The following is a 20,316-nucleotide window of genomic DNA, read 5'->3' on the forward strand; positions in this document are numbered from 1 at the left end:
CGCTGGGGGTGCAAGCAGTTCTTGCGCGGAAGTGCCCTGCGCACAGGGCATGTTCAGGTTGTGCGGATGTCGCCGAGGACGGTGTCGGCGATGTGTTCCGCGATCGCCATCGAGGAGGTCGCGGCGGGCGAGGGCGCGTTGCGTACGGCGGTGACGCCACCGGCCTGGTGGATGACGAAGTCGTCCACCAGCGAGCCGTCCCTGCCGAGCGCCTGGGCGCGTACGCCGGCCCCGCCGCGCACCACGTCGGCGGCGTGGATGGCGGGGACGTACGCCCTGGCGGCCCTCATGTAGGCGTCCACCGACAGTGAGCCGCGTATCTCCTTGACGCCGGTGCGCCAGTGTTCCCTGGCCAGACGCCACATGCCGGGGAAGCGGGCGATGCGGGCGAGTTCGCGGACGTCGATGTCGGAGCGACGGTATCCCTCGCGGGCGAGGGCGAGGACCGCGTTGGGTCCCACCTCCACGTCGCCGTTCACGCGGCGGGTGAAGTGCACGCCGAGGAAGGGGTAACGCGGGTCGGGCACGGGGTAGATGAGGCCGCGGACCATGTGCGCCCTGCTCGGTGTGACGGTCATGTACTCGCCGCGGAACGGGACGATGCGCGGCTCGTCCCCGTCGTCGGCCAGCCGGGCGACCCGGTCGCTCTGGAGTCCCGCGCAGAGCACCAGGCGGCCGGCGCGCAGGGTTTCCGCACCGGAGGCGACCTCGATGCCCCCGCCGTCGAGGCGGGTGAGGCGGGTCACCGGGAAGCCGAGTCGTACCTCGCCGCCGGAGTCCACGACGTCCCGGGCGAACGACCGGGCGACGGCGGTGTAGTCGGTGATGGCGGTACGCGGGGAGTGCAGGGCCGCCCGGCCCACGGCGTACGGCTCGATCTCATGGATCTCGTCCGCGTGGACCCGGCGCAGGCCCGGCACCCTGTTCTCCAGGGACGTGGCGTACAGGGCCTCCAGACGCGGCACTTCGTCGTCCGTGACGGCGACGACGAGCTTGCCGCACTCGTCGTAGGGCAGCCGCCGTTCCCGGCAGTACGCGCGGAGCATCGTCATCCCCCGGGTGCACAGGCGGGCCTTGAGACTGCCCGGCCGGTAGTAGATGCCGGCGTGCACCACGCCCGAGTTGTGACCGGTCTGGTGGACGGCGACCTCCTGCTCCTTGTCCAGGACCACGACCCGCGTGCCGGGCCGGCGCAGGGCGATCTCCCGTGCCGTGGCCAGACCCACGATCCCGGCGCCGACGACGGCGATCGTCTCGTCAGCCATCCGCTCTCCTCCTCTCGCCGCTCACGGCCCCGTCAGGCACCGAAGTGGATGGCGACGGTCTTGACCCGGGTGTAGAAGCGCAGCCCTTCCTCGCCCTGCTCCTTGAACGGCGAGCCGGAGTCGCGGAAACCCCCGAACGGGTGGTGGACGTCCCAGCCGGAGGTGGTGGTGTTCACCGCGATCTGGCCGCACTCCACCTCGTCCGCGAACCGGTGGGCGGCGCCCAGGTCCTGGGTGAACACGGCGGCGGCGAGGCCGAAGACCGAGTCGTTGACCGCCTCGACCGCCTCGTCGAAGGAGTCCACCGCGCGCAGCGCGACGACCGGTCCGAACACCTCCTCGCGCCAGATGTCGAGGTCGGGGGCCACGTCCGCGAGCACGGTCGGGTTGACGTAACAGCCGTGGCTCAGGGCCTCGTCCGTGGGCCGGTCGCCGCCGGCGAGGACCGTCGCGCCCTGCTTGACGGCGCGCTCGATGCCGGAGAGGACGCCGTCCCGCTGCCGGGCGCTGACCAGCGGCCCCATCGTGGTGCCGGCGGCGAGTCCCGGTCCGACGCGCAGGGTGGCGGCCTCGGCGAGCAGGAGCGCGGTGAACTCCTCGTACACGGGCCGCTCGACGACGACCCTGCTGGTGGCCGTGCAGCGCTGGCCGGCCTGGGCGAAGCCGGCGGCGGCCACGGCCTTGGCGGCGGCCCCCAGGTCGGCGTCGGAGAGGACCACGGTGGCGTTCTTGCCGCCCAGCTCGCCCTGGAAGCGGACGTTCGTGTGGGCGAGCGCGGCCCGCAGGCCCTCGCCGACCTCGTTGCTGCCGGTGAAGGTGACCGCGGCGAGGCGCGGATCGCCGAGCAGTGCCCCGGAGATCTCCGCGCCGCGTCCGGTGACCACGCCCAGGACACCGGCGGGCAGCCCCGCGTCGTGCAGGGCGCGGGCCAGGTGCAGGGCGGCCTGGGGGGTGTCGGTGGCCGGCTTGAGGATCGCCGCGTTGCCCGCGGCGAGGCAGGGGGCCAGCTTGCGGGCCGGGGTGATCAGCGGGTCGTTCCAGGGGGTGATCGCGAGGACGACGCCGACCGGCTCGCGCTGGTGGTGCGTGCGGGTGTCCGGGCGTACGTCGTGCACGAGCGTGCCGTAGCCCTGGCGGGCGAGACCCGCGTAGTACTCCAGGAAGTCGGCGGCCTTGAGGGTCTCCCCGGTCGCCTCGGCGCGGGTCTTGCCCATCTCGGTACTGAGGTCCTCGGCGATCTCCGCGACGCGCTCGCGCAGCAGCCGGGCCGCGTCCGTCATGATCCGGGCGCGCTCGAACGGGCTGGTGCGCTTCCAGACGGCGAAGCCCCGCTCGGCGTGATCGTAGGCGCCGGTGACATCGGCCGCGCCCAGCGCGGGAACGCGGGCCACGGGGGCGCGCAGATCGGCGGGGTCGTGGACATCGATCCACGCTCCGGTCGCCACCCACTTCCCGCCGAGGAGGGTTTCCAGGGTTCGCATCAAGATCACTTCTCTCGTCCGCCGCGGTGCGGGGCCGCGGTCAACCGGGTGGGACGGCCGCAGGGGCCGCAACGACAACACACGAGCGGGGGCCGGGTCGGCCAGTCCCGCGGCGGCAGACATTGCTTGCGCGCCGCGCGGGTCGCTCATCAGGGGATTCGTGCTGGAATCGGCGGGCCCGACGACCCCGCTCCCACGGAGGAACCACATGGCTCTCGCCGTCGTCGCCCACTACCGTTGCGCGCCCGCCGACGCGGACACCGTGCGCGCGGCGCTTCTGAAGATGCGCGAACTCACCCCCGGCGAACCGGCGAACCTCGCCTACGAGGTGCACGCCGAGGTGGACCGGCCGGGGTCGTTCGTGCTCTACGAGCGGTACACGGACCGCGCGGGCTTCGAGGCGCACCGGGCGGCGGACCACTTCACGGAGTTCATCGTGGGTGTCGTCCTGCCGCTGCTCACGGAACGCACGGTGACGTTCGCCGAGGTGCTGTGAACCGCCGGCCGGGAGGCCTCTCGTGTCTCCCGGCCGGCATCGGTCACCGGGTCAGAACTCGTTGCCCCAGCAGTAGCGGGCGAGGGTCTCCACGAGGACCAGTTTGCGGCGCTGGTCCTCGGCGCCGAGGAGCGGTCGCGTCGCGACGTCGGCGAAGCCGCGGGACGGCGAGAGGGCCATGTCCTCGATGTCCTTGATCTCGGCGCCGGCGTCGATGCGGGCCAGTACCGTGTCGATCGCCTCCAGTTCGGGGGTGGTCGGGTCCACGACCCCGAGGCACGCGTCCCGGTCCTCCGGCAGTGCCCTGAGCAGGTCGAGTTCGGCGGCCGTCCCCCGGTCGTACGGGAGGATCCAGCGGTCGGCCGGAATGTCGCCGTACAGCCGCTCGGCCCTGGCCCGGTCCACCGCGTCCGGTGCCCGCAGGCCGGGGCAGACGCCGATCCGTACGCCCTCGGGGCGCTCGTCCAGGCGCACCGCGAGTGCCTCCACGGCGAGCGTGTCCTCGAAGGTCAGCGCGTCGGCGGTGGCCGGCCCGGCCGCGATGTGGCCGAGCAGCAGGGGGTTGTCGAGCTGGATCAGCCGGACGCCGCGGGAGACGAGCAGTCCGATCTCCGCGTGGATGATCTCCGCCAGGGCTTCGCCGAGTTCGCGGGCCGAGGCCGGACCGCCGGAACCCGCGAGAGCGGGGTCGAAGGTGGTGGCGGCGAGGTAGGCCGGGGACGGCAGGGACACCTTGGGCGCGATGACCGTCAGCTCGGCCAGCCGGGCCGCCCGGTCGGCCAGGAGGGGACCGTCGGCCTTGGGCAGGGACTCGGCCACCCAGCGGGACAGTCCGTCGGGTCCGGTGTCGCCGGTACGGCGGAAGCCGGAGACGGCGCCGAGGACGGCACCGCGGAAGTCCTCGCGCGGGAAGTCGCCGTCCGTGACGACGGTGGAACGCACCCTGCGCTGGAGGGACACCGCCTCCTTGACGGCGTCGTCCAGTGCCGCGGGGTCGTCGCCCCGGTCCGTGAGGCCGGCCGGGCGGACCAGGCTGCCGTGGTGGTCGATGCGGTAGTTGTACGTGTCCGCCATGGCTCAGGCACCCTTCTCGGTGTTCTCGGTGTTCCGTGCCTGCTCGGGGCTGTCCGCGTTCCGTGCCCTCTCGGTGTGCTCGGCGTTCCGTTCCCTCTCGGCGCCGTCGGCGTTCCGTGCCGTCTCGGGGCGCTCGGGGCTCCGTGTCTTCGCGTCGTCGCCTGCCGCCGTGCCCGCGACACCCCAGGCCGCGAACTCCATTTCGTAGCCGAGGGATTCGAGGACCTCGTCGGCGACCCGCTGGTCCTCGTCCGCGGTGCCGCCCGCGATGCCGAGTCCGCCGATGATCTCGCCGTCCTTCTTGATGGTGACGCTGCCCTCGGTGGCCATGATGGGCAGGGCGGCGCCCGGGAGCTGGGAGAGCTGCGCGAAGAAGACCGGCTGGCTCTCCTGCCACTTCTTCAGCATCTTTCCGGGACGCTGCATCACGGCCGCGGTGTACGCCTTGGCGCGGGCGATGTCCGGGGTGAGGGGGCGGGCGCCGTCGCAGCGGCGGACACTGACGACGAAGCCGCCCGCGTCCACCACGGCGACGCTGACCGCCTTCCCGAGTGCCCGGGCCCGCTTCAGCGCGGCGGCGACGATCTCATCGGCGGCGTCGAGGGTGAGGCTGCTCATGCGGCTTCCTTCTGTCCGAGGGTGCGGCGCAGGTGCGCGACGGCCCGGTTGTACGGGCCCGGTGTCTCCCAGTACATGGAGTGCGGGGCCTCCGGGACGATCTCCAGGCGGGAGCCCGGGAGCAGTTCGTGGGCGCGGGTCACGGTCTTCACGCTGAGCACCGCGTCCTTCTCGCCGAGCAGGAAGGCGATCTCGACGCCCGACGCCTCGATGTCCCGCAGCGAGGGGCCGTCCGTGTCGAGGTTGCGCAGGTCGGCCATCCGGGCGACGTTGAAGGTGCCCATCTGCTGGAAGAGGAAGGTGCGGTCGGCGTGCTCGCGCTGGAAGCGCCGGGTGAGCAGCCGGTCGATGACGGGCAGCTTGACGGCCTCGGCGCGGTCGGCCGCGGCCAGTTCGCGCAGTTCGGGGTGGCTGATGCCGCCGAGGGAGTGGCCGAGGACGACGGCCCCGACCCGGTCGGGGCGCAGCAGGCCGGCGCGCAGGGCGGCCACCGAGCCGATGGACTGGCCCACCAGCATCACATCGGTGAGGTCCTCGGCGTCCAGGACGGCGAGGACGTCGCCGGGGAAGTCCTGGCCGTCGAACTCCGGCATGGAGGAGTCGGACTTGCCGAAGCCGCGCAGGTCCATGGTGACGACGGTGAACTCGTCCCGCAGCGCGGCCACTTGCTGCCACCAGGCCGCGTGGTTGCCGCCGCTGCCGTGCACGAAGAGGATCACCGGACCGCTGCCGTGGCGCTCGTAGTAGAGGGAGGTGCCGTCGGAGTCGGCGAAAGGCATGGAGGGAACTCCTGGAGGTACGGGGGAGGGGAATCCTGGCCGCGCGCGCTCAGTCGGTGCGCCTGCCGTGGAAGACCAGCTCGATCATGGTGTGGTCGGGGTCGTGGATGTAGCAGAACTTGGACTGGTTCTCGGGGCGTTCGATCGGGCGGGTGTGCCGGATGCCCAGTTCCTTCAGATGGGCGAGGAACTCGTCCCAGTCGTCGACCTCGACGGCGAAGTGGTAGGGCGCCATGCGCTCCATCTCCTCGACCGGGGTGAAGTGGAGGTCGAAGTTGCCGCGGGTCAACAGAACGACCCTGGTGTTGGACTTGGGCATGATCCGCTTCATCCCGAAGACCTTCGTGTACCACTCGGCGGTGCGATCGGGGTCGGTGGTGGGGAAGTTGACGTGGTGGATGTAGCGCGGGGCCTTGCTCATACGGAATTCCCTTCTGGATGTACGGGGTTGGAGAGCACGCCGATACCACTGATCTCGATGTCGACGGTGTCCCCGGGCTCGATCCGGCAGGCCGACTCGGCGCCCATCCACAGCACGTCGCCGGGGCGCATGGTGATGTGCCGGGTGATCTCGACGATGTAGTCGTACGGGTCGAAGACCATGTCGCCGGTCGGGAACACGGCCCGTTCCTCGCCGTTGACCCGGAGTGTGGTCGTCTGCGCGAGGGCGTCGACGTCCGTCTCGATCCAGGGACCCATCGGCTTGAACGTGTCGCTGTTCTTGCTGCGCCAGAACGTGCGGTCCCGGTGCTGCCAGTCACGGGCGCTGACGTCGTTGCCGATCGTCCAGCCGAAGACCGAGGCGCGGGCCTCCTCGTACGTGGCGTGCCGCAGCGTACGGCCGATGACGGCGACGAGTTCGGGTTCGGCCTCGAAGCGGCCGGACACGTCCGCCGGTTTGACGATGGGCGATCCGTGGCCGGTCAGAGCGCTGTTGGCCCGGTAGCCCACTTCGGGGCGTGCGGGGACCTCGGCTCCGCAATGCGCGATGTGGCGTGGGTAGTTCAGGCCCACGGCGTAGAACACGGGCGGGACGACGACCGGAAGCCAGACGGCCTCGGCCCGGGGCACGGTGCCGATGACGGTGAGGCCGGGGTCGTCGTACCCGTGCCGGTCCATGGCCTTCAGGGGGGACCCGGACAGCAGCTCGATGTCCTCCTCCCCCACGCGGCCCCATACCGCCCGTCCGCCGGCCGACACACGGGTGTACCTCATGGTGTTCAGCCCGCCAGGAGGTGGGAGACGCGCTTGGTGACCAGATAGGCCTCCAGCGCCTCGGGCCCGCCCTCCCTGCCGTAGCCGCTCTCCTTGACACCGCCCGAGGGTGCCTCGGGGACCGAGCCGCCGCAGTGGTTGACCGAGAGGATGCCCGCCTCCAGTTCGCGCACCAGGTGTTCGGCGGTGGCCGCCGATTCGGTGAAGGCGTACGCGGCGAGACCGTAGGGCAGTTCGTTGGCGGTGCGCAGCGCCGCGTCGAGGTCGCCGAACGCGGTGATGGGCGCGAGCGGCCCGAACGGTTCCTCGCGCATCAGGTCCGCGTCCGGGGTCACGTCGGTGAGGACGGTCGGCGCGAAGAAGTAGCCCGCGCGGTCGAGCCGTTCGCCGCCGGTGCGCACGGTGGCGCCGTGGCGTACGGCGTCGGCGGTCAGCCGCTCCATCGCCCGCAGCCGGCGTTCGTTGGCGAGGGGCCCCATGGTCGTGCCCTCGGCCAGACCGTCGCCGACGACGACCGCCTCGGCCGCCTTCACGAACTCGGCGGTGAAGTCGTCGACGAGGCTCTCGTGGACGAGGAACCGGCTCGGCGAGGTGCAGACCTGGCCGGCGTTGGCGAACTTGGCCTGGGCGGCGCGGCGGGCGGCGCGTGCGGGGTCGGCGTCCGCGCACACGATCACCGGGGCATGGCCGCCCAGTTCCATCAGGGACGGCTTCATGACCTCGCCCGCGGCGGCGGCCAGCAGTTTGCCGACGGGGACCGAGCCGGTGAAGGCGACGAGACGGATGACGGGCGAGGCGATCAGGTGGGCCGACACCTCGGCCGGTTCGCCGAAGACGAGGTTGAGGACACCTGCCGGCAGGCCCGCGTCCACGAAGCAGCGGACGAGGGCGGCGGCCGTGGCCGGGGTCTCCTCGGACGCCTTGATGACGATGGAGCAGCCCGCGGCGAGGGCCGAGGAGATCTTGCGCATCGGTCCGCCCGCCGGGAAGTTCCACGGGACGAACGCGGCGACGGGGCCGATCGGTTCACGGCGTACGGACAGCAGGGTGCCCGGGGCGGAGGGGATGATGCGGCCGTAGGCGCGGCGGGCGTCGTCGGCGTGCCAGCGCAGGGTGTCCGCGACGCGGCGGGCCTCCCCGGTGGCCTCGGCCAGCGGCTTGCCCTGTTCGAGGGTCATGATCCGGCCGACCTCGGCGGCCCGCTCGGTGAGCAGGTCGGCGGCGGTGTGCAGGATCGCGGTGCGCCGGGCGACGGGGGTGTCGCGCCAGATCCTGAATCCCCGTGCGGCGGCGTCGAGAGCGCGGTCCAGGTCGCCGGTGGTGGCGAGGGGGACTTCTCCGATCACCTCTTCGGTGGCCGGGTTGACGATCGGGGCGGTGCGTCCGGTGCCGCCCGGGCACCATTGCCCCGCTATGTGCAGGCGGACGGCGGGATATCCGTGGTCGGTGGTCATGGGTGGGAGCCCTCTCAGGCCGGCGGACGAGACGGTGGGAGCCCACGGCTCGGAGGCCGGGGCGGCGGGGCGGGAGGCGGAGCGCGGGTCAGGAGGCGGGGGCGGCGTCCTGCTGGTCGCGGTTGGTGCGCAGGGCCCAGATGTGGTGCGGCGGGGTGACCGTGTGGACGCGCGTCTCGTAGGAGTCGTCGACGCGGTCCATGTCGGCGGCGTACTCGACGCGCCCGCCGCAGGGTGCGTGCACGAAGCGGAAGACGTTGGAGCCGACCGTGTGGCGGCCGAGTCTGCGGGCCTCGCGCCAGCCCCGGTCGATCATGTGGTTGCCGCCCTCGACGACGTCGTCGAAGCCGGGGACCTCGTAGGCGATGTGGTTGACGCCTGCCTTGTCGGGGCGGTGGCAGAGCAGCATGGTGTGCTGGTCGTCGTCGCCCGGTGCCCGCATGAAGACGCCCATGGGCTCGACGACGTCGGTCGGCCGGAAGCCGAGGCGGTCCACGTAGAAGGCGACGGCCTCCTCGCGGCCCTCCTTGGGGATGTTGAGCGCGACATGGCACATGCGCAGCGGGTGTACGCGGGTGATCGGCTCCAGCGCGGTGTTCCAGCGGGTGACGCTGCCCAGCGCGTTGGCGGGCCGGGGGGTGACGTCGGCGGGCCGGGGCCGGGCGAGGGTCAGACCGGCCCCGAAGCCGGTCTCGTCCACGGTGTGGAACACGCCTGCGGCGTCCTGCCGGACGGGCCGGTCGCGGCCGGCCGAGGCGACCAGGCGCTCCAGCTCCTGGGGGGTGTCGACGCCCCAGACCACCTCCCGCAGGGTGGGCCCGTCCTCCACCGGGGGCGGGAACGGTGCGCCCGGTGCGGTGTCGAGGTGGAGGGTCTGGCCGGTGCGGGTCTCGAACACGGCGTGTTCGTCGGTCCGTTCCAGGAGGAAGAGCCCGAAGTCGTCGAAGAACCGGACGCATTCGCCGAGGTCGTCGATGCCGTAGGTGACCGATTCGATTCTCTGGATTCCCATGGGTTCCTCGTTTCGCGGGTCGCCTGGTGAGCGTAGGTTTCGGGCGGCGGCGGGTTCAACGGTCACGGCTCGACCGAATACGCAATCGTTTCTTGCGGCCGGAGAACCCCGCGCGGACAGTTCCGTACGGGCGGCTCGGTGCGGACAGTTCCGTGCGGACGCCTTCTAGGAACGGATCACCGGAATGGGATTCTGGGAGAACCAGGTGGTGAGGAAATCCAGGAATACGCTGACCTTGCGCGGAGTGCCCTGTCCGGGGCCGTAGATCGCGTACAAGGGACGGTCGGGGACCGCGAGTTCGGGCAGCAGGACCTGAAGAGCGCCGGAGATGAGGTCGTCGTACGCCGGCCGCTGGGGCAGCAGGGCGATACCGCGCCCGTGTACAGCGGCCTTCTGCAGGGCGATGTAGGAGTTCGACGAGAAGGCGACGTTGCGGATCTTGTGCAGGGTGGAGGCGTGGCCGTGGCCGATGCGCCAGACCGGGTCGTTGACGTGCACGAGGCACTCGTGGGCGGCGATCTCGTTGGGCTCGGTGAGCGGGCCGCCGCGTTCGAGGTACTCCTCGGAGGCGCACAGGACGAACGGCAGTGAGGCGATCTTCTTGAGCCGGACGCTGGAGTCCCTCAGGTCCCGGGTGTGGAAGGCCACGTCGAATCCGCTGTCGAGGAAGTCGTAGGTCCGGTCGGACATGCCTCCCAGTTCGAAGCGGACCTGGATCTTCGGGTGGGAGGCGGAGAACGCCGCGATGGCGTCACCGAGATCCAGGCTCCCGATCCACTTGGGGCAGATGATGCTGAGCGTGCCCTCCGCGCGGTCGTGCAGCTGGGCTATCCCCGCGTCCTCGGCCTCGATCTCCTCCAGGATGCGCGCGGCGAAGTCGGCGTAGCGCTGGCCGGGTTCGGTGAGGCTGACGGAACGGGCCGTGCGGTTGACGAGCCTGACGCCCACCTGCCGTTCCAGTTCGGCGACATGGCGCGACACCAGGGAGCCGGAGGAGCCCAGCTTCTTGGCGGCGCCGTTGAAGCTGCCGACCTGTGCGACGGTGACGAAGCTGTGCATGAGGAGCAAGCGGTCCATGTTTTCCTCCGGAGGCCCACTACGGCCAGGGGTGGGCCCCGGCGGCGGTGCCGGTCGTTCGGGTGTGCGGGCGGTGCTTCCTTCCCCAGGGCAGGCCTCGCTGCGGTACGGGCCTGGGTCGCGCCGGTCCGGAACGCCCTGACGGGCGGCTCCGCGAGGACCTTCCAGGGACGACGGGACGGGCGGCTCGGGACGCACCGAGGAAGGCGCCGCTCACCGTGCGGGCGCTACGAGGTGGGGCAGTACTGCGGGGCCTTGGTCAGGTTGTCCTTGGTGACCAAGAGAAGTGGAATGTTGGCAATCTTGTCAACCTTTTCTTTGCCCAGCAGACCGATGGCGCTCTTCACCGCCGTCCGGCCGATGACCATGGCCGAGTTGGCCACGGTGGCGGAGAAACGGCCGTCCTTCACGGCGGCCAGCCCCTCGTCGGTGCCGTTGACGGTCACGATCCGGACGTCCTCGGCGCCTGCCGCGTCGAACGCCTTGCGGACGGCGAAGCCCATCTCCTCGTTGGCGACGAAGGCGTAGTCCAGGTCGGGGTGCGCCTGGATCATGTTCTCGGCGACCTCCTGGGCCTTGACCGGGTTGAACATGCCGGGCTGGTTCGCGACGACCTTCGCGGTGGACGGCAGCTCGTTGGTGAACCCGCCGACGAGAAGGTCGGAGGCGGCACCGGGCGCACCCGCGATCACACCGACCTTCACGTTCTTGCCGGCGGCGTCCTTGACGACCCAGCCGGCGTCCAGGGCGCCCACCTTCTGGAGGTCGACGACGGCCGCGCCCAGGACGTCGTTCGCGTGGTCGGGGGCGACCGAGGTCAGGTAGATCGGGATGCCGGAAGCCTTGGCCTTGGCTATGTCTCCGTCGAGCGAGTCGACATTGACGGTCTGCACGATCAGCGCGCTGACATTGCGGGAGATCATGTCCTCGATGTTGGACAGTTCGGTTCCCGCGTTCTGGTGGGAATTGGCCGTGTACACTTTGGCCCCTTCCGACTTCGCCGTCTTCTCGACGGCTTTCTGCAGACACGTGTGGAACGCGGTGTCGGCGCCATTGACGAATCCGATGGTGACGGAACCGGAACTCGCCCCGGCCGAACCGGTGTTGTCGTTCTTCGCGCAGCCGCTCAGCACCAGGGTGGTGCCGGCGGCCGCGGCGATCAGTGCGCGGCGGGAACGGACGGAAAGTCTCATGGTCGTACGCCTTTCATGGCGGGCGAGGGCAGGGGGGAGCGCATGCGGAAAACGGGGAGAGGTAAATCGCCCGCGGAACACGGGAGATGGATATGCGGTCGCGGCGCTTCAGTTCCGCGCGGACCGGGACTTGTGGAACTCGTTGGCGACGGCCGCGACGAGCAGCACCCCGCCGACGGAGACCGGCTGGTAGTTGCTGGAGACCTGAAGGAGGTTCAGCGCGTTGGCCACGACGCCGAGGAGCACGACGCCGAGCGCGGTACCGGTCACGGTGCCGTGGCCGCCGGCCAGCGAGGTACCGCCGATGACCACCGCGGCCACGGCGGTGAGCTGGAGGGAGAGACCGCCCGTGCCGGGGCTGCTGGAGCCGAGCCGGGACAGCAGCATCAGGCCGGCCAGACCGGACAGGGCGCCGGTGAGGGCGTACAGCGTGAGCTTGCGCGCGGTGACGTCGATACCGCTGAGCCGGGCCACGTGCTCGTTGCCGCCGATGGCGTAGGCGTCGCGGCCGAACACGGTGAACCGCATGACCAGGGCGGTCGCGACGAGCACCAGAACGGCCAGGATCAGCAGATAGGGGATGCCGAGGATCTTGTCGTTGCCCAGCGAGAACATCCTGGTGCCGATGGAGACGCTGACGCTGTCGAGCACCAGCAGCGCGACGCCGTCGAGCAGGGTGGCCGTGGCCAGGGTGACGACGAACGGGGCGACGTTCGTGAACGTCACCACCAGCCCGTTCACCAGGCCGATCACCGTGGCGAGAACGATCGTGGCGGCCACGGTGAAGACGGTGGAGTGACCGTGCGACAACAGCTGCGCCCCGAGCGCGGTCGTGACGGAGACATTGCTGCCCATGGAGAAGTCCATGCCGCCCGCCGTCATGAGCAGGGTCAGACCGGCGGCGATCACGGCGGTGACACTCACCTGCCGCAGGATGTTGATCACGTTCGTGTCGGTGGCGAACGCGTCGGTCCGCAGCACGGTGGCCACCACCACGACGACCAGAACGGCGGTCAGGCCGGTGTGCGGGGCGCGGCGCAGAGCACCCAGCCGGTCCCCCGGCCGCCTCCGGCCGCGCGGGTCGGCGGTCCCCGGGGCATCGGGAAGTGTCTTGACGCTCACTGGGGTTGACCTCCGAGTGCGGTGGCGACGAGTTCGTCGCGGGTGATGGCGGTGATGTCGTACTCGGCGACCGTGCGACCCGCGCTGACGACGATCACCCGGTCGGCGAGCCGCATGACCTCCTCGGCGGACGAGGACGCGAGCAGCACGGCCGCGCCGCGGGAGGCGAGGTCGTCGATCAGCGCATGGATGTCGGCCATGGCGGCGATGTCCACGCCGTTCGTGGGGTCTTCGAGGAAGCAGGCGACCGGCTCGGTCTGAAGCCACTTGGCGAGCAGCACCTTTTGCTGGTTGCCGCCGGACAGGGCGCTCACGGGCGGGTTGCCGGCGAGTGAGACGACTCCGTAGCTGCGCCGCAACGGGCGGGCGCGGCGGGCGAGTTCGCCACGGCGGTGCAGTCGCCTCCGGGCGAAGCGGTCGCCGGCGAGCATCAGGTTCTCGTCCAGGGACATGCCCGGGACCAGTCCCAGCGCCCTCCGGTCGCCCGTGACGCAGCGCAGACCGCCGGCGAGCGAGGCGCGCACCCGGCCGAACGGCACCGGGACGCCGTCGACGAGGAGTTCCCCGGTGTCGGGGCGGCGCCGGCCGGAGAGCAGGTCGAAGAGGCGGGACTGCGCGTCGCCGGCCGGCCCGAGCACCGCGACGATCTCGCCCCTGCGTACCTCGACGTCCAGGCCCCGGACGGCCCGGCCGTCGCGGAGAGCACGCACCGCGAGGCCGATCTCGTCCTTGGGGGCGGGGCGTTCGCCGCGCCGCGAGACGACGTCCCGGCCCACCATGGCGCGCACCAGCGACTCCGGATCGAGCTCGGCGGCCGGTGCGCTGCGCACGACGGCTCCGTCGCGGAGCACGGTGAGCCGGTCCGCGACGGCCATCACCTCGTCGATGTAGTGCGAGATGTAGACGACGGCGACGCCCTCGTCGCGCAGGGTGTGCACCAACCGCCTGATCTGGCGGGCGGCTTCCGCGCTCAGACAGGCGGTCGGCTCGTCGAGGACCAGGATCCGGCCGCCGCGGCGTACCTCGCGGGCCACCTCGACCATGGTCTGTTCGGCGACGGTCAGCGAACCGGCGGTCCGCTCCACGTCGATGTCGATGCCGAGCCCCGAAAGAGCGTGCGCCGCCTCGGACTTGAGGGCCCTCCAGTGCACGGCGCCGCGCCGGGTGGGCAGATCGCCCAGCATCACGTTCTCCGCGACGGTCAGGCCCATCGCCAGTTCGCGGCGCTGGGGGACCGAGGCGATGCCGAGCCGTCGCGCCCTGCGTACGGTCAGTCCGTGCTGGGCGTGGCCGTCGACCTCGACGGAGCCGGAGTCCGCCTGGTGCACCCCGGAGAGGATCTGCACCAGCGTCGACTTCCCGGCGCCGTTCATGCCCATCAGCGCGTGGACTTCGCCGGGGTACAGGTCGAGGTCCACGTCCGTGAGCGCCGCCGCCCCGCCGAAGCTCTTGGTGACTCCGCGGACGCGGAGCACGGGTCCGCGGGCGGTCCCGGCGTCACCGGCGGGCGTCGTCGTCGGGTTCCTCGGGGTCACGGCGGCGCCTCCTTGCGCGTCCCGGTCCGTGAGGGTGGTCACGGCCGCGGTCCGTCGTCGTGGCCGAGCCGCCCGTAGCCGCGGATGCCGGGGAACGGGGGCTCGCGGTCGGCCTGGAGATCCACCTGGAAGGTGTTCAGGCACATCCCGAGCATGGTGAAGTTACCGAGCGCGCCGATCGTGTCCACCAGGCCCTTGGGGCCGAAGTGGCCGAGCGCCCGGGCGAAGGTCTCGTCGCGCACGAAGTGCTCGACGAGGACCTCCCGGCAGAACTGGTAGAAGGCCTGGTCGGCTTCGTCCTCGAAGACCGCCTCGCGGTTCTCGGCGACGGCCTTGACTGCGGCCTCGGGGACACCGGCCTCGATCGCCTGGTCCACATGCGCGTTCCAGGAGTACTGCGCGTCCCAGTTCCGGGCGGCCATCAACAGCGTGAGTTCGCGCAGGTGCTTGGGCAGACTGCAGTCGAACCGGGCGAAGGCGCCGAGGGATTCGGCGCGCTCGCACATCTCCGGGCTGTGCAGCCAGACCCGGAAGGGACCACGGACGGCGCCGCGCCGGCCGGCGATGCGGGCGGCCAGTTCCCGCTGGCGCGGTTCCATGTCCTCATCGGTCAGAACGGGGAGCCTCATGTGGCTGCTACCTGCCTTTTCTTTCCGGCGTGTTTCCGGCACGTACGGGAATGCCGTGCGATGCCAGCCGACGGTACAGCCGGGTGCGGGAAGCTCACCCTTCCCGGAATGCAAGGTAAAACTGCACGCCGGACGGCACCCGTTCACGGGGACGCGACCTAACGTCGGTCGACGCATCACCCTCGACGGGAGAGGAACTCCGGATGGCCACGATCATCGAAGCCGCGTCCGTGCCCCTGCTGGACCGGGGCGGGGCCGTCGTGACGACGCCGCTCATCACGACGCGCTCCGCGGGCGGGGAGAACCGCATCACCAGCGGGATGAGCGTCTACCCGGTCGGCTCCGGAGCGCCTTTGCACTCGCACAACTGCGACGAGCACGTGACGATCCTGGAGGGCGAGGCGGAGGTGGTCGTCGACGGCGAGGTGACGAGGCTGAGGCGATTCGACACCACCTACGTCCCCTCCCCTGTCCCCCATCTCTTCAGGAACATCGGCGACCGCCCGCTGCGCATCCTGTGGGTCTACTCCTCGGGCCATGTGACACGCACCTTCACCGAGACCGGGAAGACGGTCGAACACCTCTCGGACGAGGACCAGATGGGCTGAGCGGCCGGAGGGGGATGCCGGCGGCCGCGGGGTGCGGCCGCCGGCTGCAAGGGCGGGGACGGCCCCGCCCTTGTCGGGGCGGGGCCGTCGTCAGGAGCGGGACCGCGCCGGGTTACCGGGCGGCCGCGCTCTGGGAGGGGGCCGGGGCGAGACCGGCGGGACGGGTGGTGAACACGCCCCGGCCCTGGGTCCTGCTGCGCAACCGGGTCGCGTAGCCGAAGAGTTCGGCCAGCGGCACGGTGGCGGTGATCACCGACGTACTCCCGCGGCTGAGCGAGCCCGAGACCCGGCCGCGCCGGGCCGCGAGGTCGCCGAGCACCCCGCCCACCGCGTCCTCGGGCACGGTGACGGTGACCTCGGCCACCGGCTCCAGCAGGACCATCGCACTGGCGCGCAGCGCCTCACGCAGCCCGAACCGGCCGGCCGCGCGGAACGCCGTCTCCGAGGAGTCCTTCACGTGGGTCGCCCCGTCGGTGAGGGTGACGCGCAGCCCGGTCACCGGGTGACCGCCGAGGGGACCCTCGGCGAGCGCGTCCCGGCAGCCCGCCTCCACGGCACGGACGTACTCCTGCGGCACCCGGCCGCCGACGACCGCCGACCGGAAGACGAAGTCCGTCGCCGTCCCCTCCGGACCGCCGGGGTCCGTCCCCAGCGGCTCCACGTCGAGGACGACATGGGCGAACTGCCCCGCGCCGCCGTCCTGTTTGACATGCCGGTACACCAGACCCGACACCCCGCGGGCCACCGTCTCCCGGTAGGACACCCTCGGCCGCCCGACGGCGACGTCGAGCCCGTGGGCGCGCCGGATCTTCTCCACCGCCACCTCCAGATGCAGTTCTCCCATGCCCGACAGCACCGTCTGCCCGGTCTCGGGGTCGGTGCGGACGACCAGTGAGGGGTCCTCCTCGGCCAGCCGGACCAGCGCCGACGCCAGACGGTCGGTCTCGGTGCTCCTGCGCGCCTCGACCGCCACGGACACCACCGGATCGGCGACGACCGGCGGTTCGAGGAGCAACGGCGCCGCGGGGGCGCACAGGGTGGCGCCGGACCGGGCGGACTTCGGCCCGATCACGGCGACGATGTCCCCGGCCACCGCGCGCTCCAGCTCGGCGTGACGGTCGGCCCGTACCCGCAGGATGCGGGCGATCCGCTCGGTGCGTCCCGTTCCCGCGTCCAGCACCGTCTGTCCCTTCTCCACCGTGCCCGCGTAGACACGCAGATACGTCATCCGTCCGGTGGCGGTGGCGTTCACCTTGAACACCAGCCCCGCGAACGGCGCTTGCGGGTTCGCCGCCCGTTCCTGCTCCGCGCCGTCGTGCGTGCCGCGGACGGCGGGCACATCGAGCGGCGAGGGCAGGTAGGCCACCATGGCGTCCAGCAGCGGTTCGACACCGCGGTTGCGGTAGGCCGAGCCACACAGCACGACCACGCCCTCGCCGGTCCGGGTCAGGTCGCGGAGCGCGGCCGTGAGGGTCCCCGCCGAGAGGGTGGAACGGGCGCAGAACTCCTCCAGGGCCGCCGGATGAAGTTCCGCCACCGCCTCCTCCAGCAGCCGGCGTCGCCGTCGGGCCTCCTCCAGCAGCTCCGGCGGCACCGGGATCTCCTCGGCCGACTCGGCGCCGTCGGCCCACACCAGCGCGCGCATCCGCAGCAGATCCACCACGCCCGTGAAGGCGTCCTCCGTGCCGATCGGCAACTGGACGACCAGGGGCGTCGGATGCAGCCGCTCACGGATCGAGTCGACGGCGGTGTCCAGGTCGGCGCCCGCGCGGTCCAGCTTGTTCACGAAGGCGATCCGCGGGACGCCGTGCCGGTCGGCCCGCCGCCACACCGACTCGCTCTGCGGCTCGACGCCCGCCACGGCGTCGAACACCGCGACGGCTCCGTCGAGGACGCGGAGCGAGCGCTCCACCTCGTCGGAGAAGTCGACGTGGCCGGGGGTGTCGAGCAGGTTGATCCGGTGGCCGTCCCAGGCGCAGGTGACGGCCGCGGCGAAGATGGTGATGCCGCGGTCGCGCTCCTGGGAGTCGAAGTCGGTGACGGTGGTGCCGTCATGGACCTCACCCCGTTTGTGGATGGTGCCGGTGAGGTAGAGGATCCGTTCGGTCACGGTGGTCTTCCCGGCGTCGACGTGGGCGAGGATGCCCAGGTTGCGGACGGCGGCGAGGGGGCTGGTGACAGAGCCGGTGAGGTGACGGTGCAGGTCGGTACGCACGGCCGAGGCCTTTCGGACGATCCGGAATCGGGTCGGCGCGATTCCCGGACGACACGCCTGGGATCAGGCGGTGGCGGAGCTCCGGCAGGCACGGGGCACGGCGACCGGGCGTGCGGTCGCCGCCGTGCGGGCGGAGGTCAGTGAGTCGTCGCGGGCGTCCGGTTCCGGCCGCGCAGCCGGTACCGGGCCCACAAGGACACGAGGATCACCTCGTACTGTGACGGGGGGACGACGACAGCGGTGCGGTAACGCACGGCCCGGCTCCCCTCGTTCGTCACGGCGCACACGGCACCGGGAGCGGTGGTGTGCGATTCCGTGGCGAGTGTAGGGAACCGGGCCGGGGCTCGGCACCGGGTTTTCCGTGACCGGTCCGGTGGGCGGGTGCGGTGTGCCGGCTCAGTTGCGGCTCCACCGCTGGTTCGATCCGCCGTTGCACGACCACAGGACGATCGGTGTTCCGTTCGCCGTGCCGTTGCCCGACGCGTCGAGGCACAGGCCGGAGACATTGCTGGTGACGGTGCCGCCGGAGGTGAGGGTCCACTTCTGGTTGGTGCCGCCGTTGCAGTCCCACAGGACGACCCGGGTGCCGTTCGCGGTCCCGCTGTTGTAGGCGTCGAGGCATTTGTTGCCGTAGACGACGAGTTCGCCGCGGGAGGTGGCGGTGAACGTCTGGTTCTGGCCTCCGCCGCAGTCCCAGAGTTCGGCCTGGGTGTTGTTCGCGATGGCGCTCTTGAAGAAGTCGAGGCAGCGCCCGGAGCCGGTGCCGACGATCGCGGTGCCGTCGGTCCCGGGCAGGGCGCGGACCGTGACCGCGTCGATGTCGGGCGCCGTGCCCGAAGCCGCCGCGAACTTCAGCGTGTTGGAGCCCTTGGCCGACGAGGCGAGGACGGAGACGGTGCGGTACGTGCCCGTCGACCCGGTGGGCGGGAAGGCGAGGGTCTGCGCGTACTGGCCGTTGACCTGGAGTGTCGCCCGGCGGGCCGTGGAACCGCCGTTGGCGTAGCTGATGTCGACCAGCCGGGTGCCGGCGGCGGACGTGCTGACGCCGGTGAAGGTGGGGGTCGTCGCCGAGGTGGTGTCCTCGTACGTGGTCCCGGAGCCCTCGGTGCCGCCGACGGTGAGCAGGACGGCCTCGCCCGCGGGTACGGCGGCGGTGTAACTCGTCGCGTGGGAACCGGCGTCGGTGGCGGTCCACACATTGCGAACGGTGGCGGCGGCCGTCGTCAGGCCCATGTCCGTCCAGCGGGCGGTGACGTCGGCGGCGGCGGACGTGCGGTTCAGCAGCAGGACCGCGCGCTTCCCGGTGCCGGAGAGGACCTTGCTGTAGACCTGAAGGCCCGTCGTGTCCTCGGCGACCTTGACGCCCTGGAGACCGCGCGGATCCTGGTCGATGGCGATGACCTCGGAGTTGGTGAGGACCGATCTGGTGGACGCGCTCATGGTGGCCAGGTTGTTGCCCGCGAGGAGCGGTGCGCCGGAGATGGCCCACAGTCCCATGTGGGTACGGTTCTGGGCGGCGCTCAGACCCGTCATGCCGACGGTCATCATGTCGGGGTCGTTGTAGAAGCCGGTGTGCTGGGCGGCGGGGTGCAGCGACTTGTCGAAGTTCGCGAGGACGCTCGTCATCGAGGGGTTGTCGGGCCAGTAGACGATGTCGGTGCTGGTGCGCCACAGGTCTCCGGTGCCGGCGGCCCAGTTCCACGGGTTGCCCGTGCCCCATTCGCACAGGGACAGGACGAGCGGGCGGCCTGTGACCGCGGTGGCCGCGGTGTTCGCGTCGCGGATCGCCTTGTACGTCGTCTCCTGGTCGAGGCCCTCGGCGTCGCCGCCGCACCAGTCGACCTTGACGAAGTCGAAGCCCCAGTTCTGGAAGGTCTGGAGGTCCTGCTGGTTGTGGCCCTCCAGACCGGTGCCGGGGGCGGCCGGGGTCGTGGAGGGGGTCGGGTAGTAGTAGCCGCAGCCGTTCTTCCCGGCGTCGGTGTAGATGCCAGCCTTGAGACCCTTGCCGTGGATGTAGTCGGCGATGGCCTTCATGCCGCCCGGCCACTGGGCGGTGTCGACACTGATGTTGCCGCTGCTGTCGCGGGCACCCTGCCACCAGCCCTCGTCGATGTTGACGTACCTGTATCCGGCGGCGGCCATGCCGGAGGAAACGAGGGCGTCGGCCTGGGCCTTGATGGTGGCGTAGTCGATCGCACTGGCGAAGCTGTTCCAGGACGCCCAGCCCATCGGGGCCGGGGTGACCGCTGCCTGGGTGGTGGCGACGGCGGCCGGAGTGGCCCGCAGCGGCGCGGCCGGGCGGCCGAGACCGGTCAGCGCGGCGACGGTGAGCAGCAGGACGACGCCATGGACACCGGCGCGTCTGAGGAGGCGTGCCAGACAGAGCATGTTCGAAAGAGGGGACATGCGGCTCTCCCTTGAGGGGTTTGTTCGCAGAGTCGAACAAAAGCGAACGCGGCTCGCCATATGGCAGCGCCTTGACCGCACCACGTCAAGTCCCGTGCTGCACAAGGCCGTTCACCTCCGCACCACCCTGCGGGGCG

Annotated in this window: 18 protein-coding genes; 2 read left to right on the top strand and 16 right to left on the bottom strand. The window is 71.4% G+C overall.

Features of this window, described 5'->3' with window-relative positions; all coding sequences use genetic code 11:
• Positions 1-53 precede the first annotated feature (53 nt).
• Positions 54-1,265 carry an L-2-hydroxyglutarate oxidase gene (gene lhgO / locus OG410_RS04625; protein WP_329297936.1) on the bottom strand — a complete coding sequence of 404 codons (1,212 nt, stop codon included), beginning with the start codon at positions 1,263-1,265 and terminating at the stop codon, positions 54-56.
• A 32-nt stretch (positions 1,266-1,297) separates the two neighbouring features.
• Positions 1,298-2,746, bottom strand: a complete 1,449-nt coding sequence (locus tag OG410_RS04630) for an aldehyde dehydrogenase family protein (RefSeq protein WP_329297937.1) — start codon at positions 2,744-2,746, stop codon at positions 1,298-1,300.
• A 208-nt stretch (positions 2,747-2,954) separates the two neighbouring features.
• On the opposite strand from OG410_RS04630, the gene OG410_RS04635 reads away from it, so the two are divergent.
• Positions 2,955-3,242 (top strand): putative quinol monooxygenase, encoded by a 288-nt coding sequence (locus tag OG410_RS04635; RefSeq protein WP_326789629.1) that lies wholly within the window; start codon positions 2,955-2,957, stop codon positions 3,240-3,242.
• Positions 3,243-3,293: 51 nt separating this feature from the next.
• Here OG410_RS04635 and OG410_RS04640 read toward each other — a convergent pair whose 3' ends face one another.
• From OG410_RS04640 to OG410_RS04695, 12 genes are all read right to left on the bottom strand, one after another.
• Positions 3,294-4,316, bottom strand: coding sequence for a methionine synthase II (cobalamin-independent)-like protein (locus OG410_RS04640; protein ID WP_329297938.1), 1,023 nt, complete (start codon positions 4,314-4,316; stop codon positions 3,294-3,296).
• Positions 4,317-4,319: 3 nt separating this feature from the next.
• Positions 4,320-4,934, bottom strand: coding sequence for a GlcG/HbpS family heme-binding protein (locus OG410_RS04645; protein WP_329297939.1), 615 nt, complete (start codon positions 4,932-4,934; stop codon positions 4,320-4,322).
• Positions 4,931-5,713 carry an alpha/beta fold hydrolase gene (locus OG410_RS04650; RefSeq protein WP_329297940.1) on the bottom strand — a complete coding sequence of 261 codons (783 nt, stop codon included), beginning with the start codon at positions 5,711-5,713 and terminating at the stop codon, positions 4,931-4,933. Before OG410_RS04650 ends, OG410_RS04645 begins: the two co-directional genes overlap by 4 nt.
• A 49-nt stretch (positions 5,714-5,762) precedes the next feature.
• The gene (locus OG410_RS04655; protein ID WP_329297941.1) at positions 5,763-6,134 is read right to left on the bottom strand and encodes a VOC family protein; all 372 of its coding nucleotides are present in this window, start codon (positions 6,132-6,134) and stop codon (positions 5,763-5,765) included.
• Positions 6,131-6,928 carry a fumarylacetoacetate hydrolase family protein gene (locus OG410_RS04660; RefSeq protein ID WP_329297942.1) on the bottom strand — a complete coding sequence of 266 codons (798 nt, stop codon included), beginning with the start codon at positions 6,926-6,928 and terminating at the stop codon, positions 6,131-6,133. Before OG410_RS04660 ends, OG410_RS04655 begins: the two co-directional genes overlap by 4 nt.
• Before the next feature lie 5 nt (positions 6,929-6,933).
• Positions 6,934-8,382 carry an NAD-dependent succinate-semialdehyde dehydrogenase gene (locus OG410_RS04665; protein ID WP_329297943.1) on the bottom strand — a complete coding sequence of 483 codons (1,449 nt, stop codon included), beginning with the start codon at positions 8,380-8,382 and terminating at the stop codon, positions 6,934-6,936.
• A gap of 88 nt (positions 8,383-8,470) precedes the next feature.
• Positions 8,471-9,394 carry a VOC family protein gene (locus OG410_RS04670; RefSeq protein WP_329297944.1) on the bottom strand — a complete coding sequence of 308 codons (924 nt, stop codon included), beginning with the start codon at positions 9,392-9,394 and terminating at the stop codon, positions 8,471-8,473.
• 165 nt (positions 9,395-9,559) lie between these two features.
• Positions 9,560-10,471 (bottom strand): LysR family transcriptional regulator, encoded by a 912-nt coding sequence (locus OG410_RS04675; RefSeq protein WP_329297945.1) that lies wholly within the window; start codon positions 10,469-10,471, stop codon positions 9,560-9,562.
• Between the two features lie 227 nt (positions 10,472-10,698).
• Complete coding sequence (locus tag OG410_RS04680; protein ID WP_329297946.1) at positions 10,699-11,664, bottom strand: sugar ABC transporter substrate-binding protein; 966 nt, start codon at positions 11,662-11,664, stop codon at positions 10,699-10,701.
• A 108-nt stretch (positions 11,665-11,772) separates the two neighbouring features.
• On the bottom strand, positions 11,773-12,786 hold the full coding sequence (locus OG410_RS04685) for an ABC transporter permease (RefSeq protein WP_329297947.1): 1,014 nt from the start codon (positions 12,784-12,786) through the stop codon (positions 11,773-11,775).
• A complete protein-coding gene (locus OG410_RS04690; protein WP_329297948.1) occupies positions 12,783-14,321 on the bottom strand; it encodes a sugar ABC transporter ATP-binding protein in 1,539 nt (512 codons plus the stop codon). The genes OG410_RS04685 and OG410_RS04690 overlap by 4 nt, the downstream gene beginning before the upstream one ends.
• A 38-nt stretch (positions 14,322-14,359) precedes the next feature.
• Complete coding sequence (locus tag OG410_RS04695; protein ID WP_329304017.1) at positions 14,360-14,920, bottom strand: carboxymuconolactone decarboxylase family protein; 561 nt, start codon at positions 14,918-14,920, stop codon at positions 14,360-14,362.
• Between the two features lie 233 nt (positions 14,921-15,153).
• Here OG410_RS04695 and OG410_RS04700 point away from each other — a divergent pair, with 233 nt between their 5' ends.
• A complete protein-coding gene (locus tag OG410_RS04700; protein WP_329297949.1) occupies positions 15,154-15,558 on the top strand; it encodes a cupin domain-containing protein in 405 nt (134 codons plus the stop codon).
• 112 nt (positions 15,559-15,670) lie between these two features.
• On the opposite strand, the gene fusA is transcribed toward OG410_RS04700, so the two are convergent.
• Both fusA and OG410_RS04710 read right to left on the bottom strand, forming a co-directional pair.
• Positions 15,671-17,773 (bottom strand): elongation factor G, encoded by a 2,103-nt coding sequence (fusA, locus tag OG410_RS04705; protein WP_329297950.1) that lies wholly within the window; start codon positions 17,771-17,773, stop codon positions 15,671-15,673.
• A gap of 396 nt (positions 17,774-18,169) precedes the next feature.
• Positions 18,170-20,179, bottom strand: coding sequence for a lectin (locus OG410_RS04710; RefSeq protein ID WP_329297951.1), 2,010 nt, complete (start codon positions 20,177-20,179; stop codon positions 18,170-18,172).
• Positions 20,180-20,316 lie beyond the last annotated feature (137 nt).

Source organism: Streptomyces sp. NBC_00659, assembly GCF_036226925.1.
Lineage (GTDB): Bacteria > Actinomycetota > Actinomycetes > Streptomycetales > Streptomycetaceae > Streptomyces.

Excerpts from the sequence above, each read along its gene's own strand:
- OG410_RS04665 (WP_329297943.1), bottom strand. The coding sequence starts at position 8,382 with ATGACCACCGACCACGGATATCCCGCCGTCCGCCTGCACATAGCGGGG.
- OG410_RS04650 (WP_329297940.1), bottom strand. The coding sequence starts at position 5,713 with ATGCCTTTCGCCGACTCCGACGGCACCTCCCTCTACTACGAGCGCCAC.
- OG410_RS04640 (WP_329297938.1), bottom strand. The coding sequence starts at position 4,316 with ATGGCGGACACGTACAACTACCGCATCGACCACCACGGCAGCCTGGTC.
- OG410_RS04630 (WP_329297937.1), bottom strand. The coding sequence starts at position 2,746 with ATGCGAACCCTGGAAACCCTCCTCGGCGGGAAGTGGGTGGCGACCGGA.
- OG410_RS04680 (WP_329297946.1), bottom strand. The coding sequence starts at position 11,664 with ATGAGACTTTCCGTCCGTTCCCGCCGCGCACTGATCGCCGCGGCCGCC.
- OG410_RS04695 (WP_329304017.1), bottom strand. The coding sequence starts at position 14,920 with ATGGAACCGCGCCAGCGGGAACTGGCCGCCCGCATCGCCGGCCGGCGC.
- OG410_RS04700 (WP_329297949.1), top strand. The coding sequence starts at position 15,154 with ATGGCCACGATCATCGAAGCCGCGTCCGTGCCCCTGCTGGACCGGGGC.
- OG410_RS04675 (WP_329297945.1), bottom strand. The coding sequence starts at position 10,471 with ATGGACCGCTTGCTCCTCATGCACAGCTTCGTCACCGTCGCACAGGTC.
- OG410_RS04645 (WP_329297939.1), bottom strand. The coding sequence starts at position 4,934 with ATGAGCAGCCTCACCCTCGACGCCGCCGATGAGATCGTCGCCGCCGCG.
- OG410_RS04670 (WP_329297944.1), bottom strand. The coding sequence starts at position 9,394 with ATGGGAATCCAGAGAATCGAATCGGTCACCTACGGCATCGACGACCTC.
- OG410_RS04660 (WP_329297942.1), bottom strand. The coding sequence starts at position 6,928 with ATGAGGTACACCCGTGTGTCGGCCGGCGGACGGGCGGTATGGGGCCGC.
- OG410_RS04635 (WP_326789629.1), top strand. The coding sequence starts at position 2,955 with ATGGCTCTCGCCGTCGTCGCCCACTACCGTTGCGCGCCCGCCGACGCG.
- OG410_RS04655 (WP_329297941.1), bottom strand. The coding sequence starts at position 6,134 with ATGAGCAAGGCCCCGCGCTACATCCACCACGTCAACTTCCCCACCACC.
- OG410_RS04710 (WP_329297951.1), bottom strand. The coding sequence starts at position 20,179 with ATGTCCCCTCTTTCGAACATGCTCTGTCTGGCACGCCTCCTCAGACGC.
- lhgO (WP_329297936.1), bottom strand. The coding sequence starts at position 1,265 with ATGGCTGACGAGACGATCGCCGTCGTCGGCGCCGGGATCGTGGGTCTG.